Here is a 4,008-nt window from a genome sequence, read left to right as displayed (position 1 = left end):
TGGACCGAGGGCGGCTGGGACGAGGCGCAGACCGCGACCGTCGCCCGCTGGGCCGAGGAGGCCGGGGCCGACTTCTTCGACGTGTCCACCGGCGGACTGGTCCACGCGCACATCCCCGTCGCGCTCGTTGGCCAGCGTGAAGCGGTAGTCGGGCTCGGTGCCCTCATTCCGCCACGCCGGTTCCGGCATCCGCTCGCCCCTCGTCTGGTCCGTCCAGACTACGTGACTAGTGCGACGAGGGCGTGGTCTCGATCTCGGAGCGGTCGCCCGACCAGAGCGTGTGGAACACGCCCGGCTTGTCGACGCGCTGGTAGGTGTGCGCGCCGAAGAAGTCGCGCTGGCCCTGGATGAGGGCGGCGGGCAGGCGCTTCGCGCGGAGGCCGTCGTAGTACGCGAGCGACGACGAGAACGCGGGCGTCGGGATGCCGGCCTGCGCGGCGATGCCGACGATGCGCCGCCAGCTCTCCTGCGTGCCCGCGACGGCGTCGCGGAAGTAGGGTGCGACGACGAGCGCCACGAGCCCGGGGTTCTCGGCGTACGCCTCGGCGATGCGGTTGAGGAAGCGGGCGCGGATGATGCATCCGGCGCGCCAGATCTTGGCGATGTCGCCCTTGTGGATGTCCCAGCCGAACTGCTCGGCCCCGGCGACGATCTCATCGAAGCCCTGCGAGTAGGCGATGATCTTCGACGCGTAGAGCGCGCGGCGGACGTCCTCGATGAACGCGTCGACGTCGGCCTCGGCGACCTTCCACTCGCCCGAGGGGCCGGGCAGGTCGGATGCCGCCTCGCGCTGTGCGCGCTTCGACGAGAGGCTGCGCGCGAACACGGCTTCGGCGATGCCGGAGGTGGGAACGCCCAAGTCGAGGGCGTTCTGCACGGTCCACGCGCCGGTGCCCTTGGCGCCCGCCTCGTCGCGGATGACGTCGACGAGCGGCAGGCCGGTCGCGGCATCCGTCTGGCGGAGCACCTCGGCGGTGATCTCGATGAGGTAGCTCTCGAGCTCGCCGTCGTTCCACTCGGCGAAGATGTCGGCGATCTCGGCGGGCGACTTGCCGGTGCCCTGGCGGATGAGGTCGTAGGCCTCGGCGATGAGCTGCATGTCGGCGTACTCGATGCCGTTGTGCACCATCTTCACGAAGTGGCCGGCGCCGTCGGTGCCGACGTGCGTGACGCACGGCTCGCCGTCTGGAGCGACCGCGGCGATCGACGCGAGGATCGGTCCGAGCGTCTCGTAGGCCTCAGCAGAGCCGCCGGGCATGATCGACGGGCCCTTGAGCGCACCCTCCTCGCCGCCCGAGATGCCGGCGCCGACGAAGTGGATGCCGGTCGGCGCGATCTCGGCCTCACGGCGGATCGTGTCGTGGAAGTTCGCGTTGCCGCCGTCGACGATGATGTCGCCCGGCTCGAAGCGCTTGACGAGCTCGGAGATGACGGCGTCGGTGCCCTTGCCGGCCTGCACCATGATGATCGCCGTGCGGGGCTTCGCGAGGGAGGCGACGAAGTCGTCGTAGCTCTCGCCGGCCACGAAGCCGGCCTCGGGGTGCTCGCTGGTCAGCGTCTGCGTGCGCTCGGGGGAGCGGTTGAACACGGCGACGGTGTTGCCCTCGCGGCTCGCCAGGTTGCGGGCGAGGTTCGACCCCATCACCGCGAGTCCGACGACGCCGATGTTTGCTGATCCGGTTTCAGGCACGAAAGTTCTCCTCGTGGGTTCGGGGGTCGCCTCCAGCGTACTGTGAGCGGGGCTCACCGTTGCGCGCTGTTGCAGTGAGGGAGCGCCGCTGCGCCGGCGGCCGGATGCCGCGTCCGCCGTTGGGCTAGCCTGCAACGCATGAGCGCCTCAGCCAACCCGCCCCGGGTCGTCGTCATGGGGCCCAGTGGTTCCGGCAAGTCGGTCGTCGGAGCGGCGCTGGCCCATCGCCTCGGCACTCGGTTCCCGGGAATGGCGTTCGTGGACTCCGACGACCTGCACCCCGCGGCGAACGTCGAGAAGATGCGCAGCGGCGTGCCCCTCGACGACGACGACCGGTGGCCCTGGCTGCGGCTCGTGGGGGAGGCGCTCGCCGCGGGCGATGCCGGCGTGGTGGTCGCCTGCTCGGCGTTGCGCCGCTCCTATCGCGACGCGATCCGCGACGCGTGCCCGGCCGCGGTGTTCGTGGAGCTGGTGGTGCCGGCTCAGCACCTCGGCGAGCGGGTCCGCGACCGCGCCGGACACTTCATGCCCGCCGCCCTCCTGGCCTCGCAGCTCGACGCGCTCGAGCCGCTCGCGGACGACGAGGAGGGCGTCCGCATCGAGAACATCGGACCCGTCGACGAGGTCGTGGAACGCGCGATCGCGGCGCTCGAGTCGGACTGGTAGACTCTCCCCTTGGTCTTCCGCGTTCACGCGCGGCGGGCCTGACAACTTCGGCGAGGGAGGCCCGGTTCGTCCGCGAGAGCGGCGGGCGGGGCATCCGTGATCGACGCGGTGGAACCAGGCTTCACGGCTGTTTCCTCACGCACCAGCGCATGTCAGATGCTGCGCGTTCGAGTCGAAACGACAGACATACGATCTGGGCCGCGAGCCCGCAAGGAGAACCACCATGGAGCAGGACAACAAGGTCGTCGCCGACGCGCGCGAGACGTTCGGCAAGGGCGCGGCGCGCAAGATCCGCGCCGCCGGCAAGATCCCCGCCGTGCTGTACGGCCACGGCACCGAGCCGCAGCACCTCACCCTTCCGGGCCACCAGGTCGCGCTGCTCATCCGCAAGGCGAACGCCGTGCTCGACCTGCAGATCTCGGGCAAGAGCCAGATCGCGCTCGTGAAGGACGTGCAGAAGGACCCGGTGCACCAGGTCATCGAGCACATCGACCTCATCGTCATCAAGCGCGGCGAGAAGGTCCAGGTCGAGGTCCCCGTGCACACCGAGGGCGAGTCGTACCCCGGCACCATCGCCGACCTCGACGCCAAGACCCTGCTGCTCGAGGTCGAGGCCACGCACATCCCCGAGAACATCGTCCTCTCCATCGAGGGCCTCGAGGAGGGCACGCAGATCCACGCGAAGGACGTCGAGCTCCCCAAGGGCGCGACCCTCGTGAGCGACCCCGACGCCCTCGTCGTGCTCGTGCACGTGCCCCAGAAGGTCGACCTGGGCGAGGAGGCCGCCGAGGCCGCCGCCGCCGAGGCACCCGAGGCCGAGGCGCCCGCCGACGAGGCCGAGGCCGAGTCGGCCGAGTAACCTCAGCGCACCACGCGCACGGGGCCTGCGGCGCCGCATCCGGGTACTCTCGGACTGCGGGCCGCGGGCCCCGTTCCCTTTCCCTGTTCGTATCCGCGCCGTCCGGAAGGAGCCGCCAATGGGCCTCCTGGACCGATGGCGCGCCCGCCGGAAGGACGACGCCGTGTCCGAGAACACCTGGCTCGTGGTCGGGCTCGGCAACCCCGGCGCCCAGTACGCCGGCAACCGGCACAACGTCGGCCAGATGGTGGCCGACGAGATCGCGGGGCGCCTCGGCGCGACCTTCAAGACGCACAAGACGCCGTCACGCGTGGCCGAGGGGTTCCTCCGCCCCGGTGGCCCCAAGCTCGTCGTCGCGAAGCCGAACGGCTTCATGAACACGTCTGGCGGCCCGGTGTCGGCCCTGCTCAAGTACTACTCGCTGCCCGCCGACCGGCTCGTGCTGCTCCACGACGAGCTCGACATCCCGTTCGACACCGTGCGCCTGAAGCAGGGCGGCGGACACGGCGGCCACAACGGCGTGCGCGACGTGTCGAAGGCGACCGACGACGGCGACTTCATCCGCGTGCGCGTCGGCGTCGGGCGCCCTCCGGGGAGGCAGGACGCCGCCGACTTCGTGCTGAAGGACTTCTCGGGCACCGAGCGGCAGTCGCTGCCGAACCTGCTGTCGGATGCCGCGGACGCCGTCGAGGCGATCGTCGAGCACGGGCTCGTGGCGGCGCAGCAGCGGTTCCACTCGCCCGCCTGAGGCGACGGATGCCGCGGCGACGGATGCCGCGGTGACGCCGCTGCG

4 protein-coding genes and 1 pseudogene are annotated in these 4,008 nt (G+C 71.0%); 3 read left to right on the top strand and 2 right to left on the bottom strand.

Annotated elements, in window-relative coordinates:
• Positions 1-189 (bottom strand): annotated as a pseudogene (locus GH736_RS24675) (hypothetical protein); the annotation flags it as partial.
• Positions 190-226: 37 nt separating this feature from the next.
• The gene (gene gndA, locus GH736_RS18690; RefSeq protein ID WP_159606039.1) at positions 227-1,690 is read right to left on the bottom strand and encodes an NADP-dependent phosphogluconate dehydrogenase; all 1,464 of its coding nucleotides are present in this window, start codon (positions 1,688-1,690) and stop codon (positions 227-229) included.
• A gap of 138 nt (positions 1,691-1,828) precedes the next feature.
• Between gndA and GH736_RS18685 the strand changes: the two genes are divergently transcribed.
• The 3 genes from GH736_RS18685 (at position 1,829) to pth (ending at position 3,963) form a co-directional block, all read left to right on the top strand.
• Entirely contained in the window at positions 1,829-2,356 is a 528-nt protein-coding gene (locus GH736_RS18685; protein ID WP_159606037.1) for a gluconokinase, read from the top strand.
• Positions 2,357-2,579: 223 nt separating this feature from the next.
• On the top strand, positions 2,580-3,215 hold the full coding sequence (locus tag GH736_RS18680) for a 50S ribosomal protein L25/general stress protein Ctc (protein ID WP_159606035.1): 636 nt from the start codon (positions 2,580-2,582) through the stop codon (positions 3,213-3,215).
• 118 nt (positions 3,216-3,333) lie between these two features.
• Complete coding sequence (pth, locus tag GH736_RS18675; protein ID WP_159606033.1) at positions 3,334-3,963, top strand: aminoacyl-tRNA hydrolase; 630 nt, start codon at positions 3,334-3,336, stop codon at positions 3,961-3,963.
• Positions 3,964-4,008 lie beyond the last annotated feature (45 nt).

Origin of the sequence: Agromyces humi, from assembly GCF_009720255.1 — a bacterium.
Lineage (GTDB): Bacteria > Actinomycetota > Actinomycetes > Actinomycetales > Microbacteriaceae > Agromyces > Agromyces humi.
Note: the sequence above shows the minus strand (reverse complement) of the source record. Positions and strands in the feature narration are given on the sequence as shown.